General features: G+C 76.3%; 1 protein-coding gene. It reads left to right on the forward strand.

From position 1 onward, the window contains the following. Positions 1-996: AMP-binding protein (locus GT045_RS24530; protein WP_161335466.1), on the forward strand; the 996-nt coding region annotated here is incomplete at both ends.

Below are 996 nucleotides of genomic sequence, written 5' to 3' on the forward strand. Positions count from 1 at the left end.
CACCGACCTGTTCGACGCGGCCACGGCCGAGCGGATGGCCGGACAGCTCGGCACCCTGCTGCACGCCGTCGCCGAGGACCCCGCCCGCCCGCTCGGCGCCCTGCCGCTGACCTCCGACGACGACCTCAAGGCGCTGCTGGACCAAGGCCGCGGCGGCTTCCGCCCGGTGCCCGAGTCCACCCTGCCCGCCCTGTTCGAACGGCAGGCGGCCCGGACCCCGGACGCGGTGGCGCTGGTCGACGGCGACCGGGAACTGACCTACGCCGAAGTGGACCGGGCGGCCAACCGGCTGGCCCACCGGCTCCTCCGGGACGGCGTCGGACCGGAGTACGTCGTCGCCCTGGCCCTGCCGCGCTCGGCGGCGACCGTGGTGGCCCAGCTCGCCGTCGCCAAGGCCGGCGGTGCCTTCCTGCCCGTGGACCCCGACTACCCGCGCCCGCGCCGGGAGTTCATGATCCAGGACGCCGGGGCCCGGCTGGTCCTCGGCGACCCGGCCGAGGTGTGGGCCGCCGACGGCCCGGAGACGGCGCCCACGGACACCGACCGCACCACGGCGCTCACCCCCGCGCACCCGGCCTACGTCATCTACACCTCCGGCTCCACCGGCACCCCCAAGGGCGTCGTCGTCACCCACCGGGGCCTCGCGTCCTTCGCCGCGGCGGCCGCCGAACAGTACGCGGCGGGCCCCGGCGACCGGGTGCTGCAGTTCGCCTCGCCCAGCTTCGACGCCTCCGTGCTGGAACTGTGCGTCTCCCTGCTCAGCGGGGCCGCGCTGGTCACGGGCGAGGAGGGACCGCTGGTCGGGGAGAGGCTCGCCGAGGTGCTCGCCGAACGGCGGGTCAGCCACACGCTGATCCCCCCGGCGGCCCTGGCCACCGTCCCCCCGCAAACCGCCGGGACCCTGCCCCACCTGCGCACCCTCATCGTCGGTGCCGAGGCGTGCCCGGCCGACCTGGTCGACACCTGGGCACCCGGCCGCCGCATGATCAACTCCTA

Origin of the sequence: Streptomyces sp. SID486 (genome assembly GCF_009865385.1) — a bacterium.
Classification (GTDB): domain Bacteria; phylum Actinomycetota; class Actinomycetes; order Streptomycetales; family Streptomycetaceae; genus Streptomyces.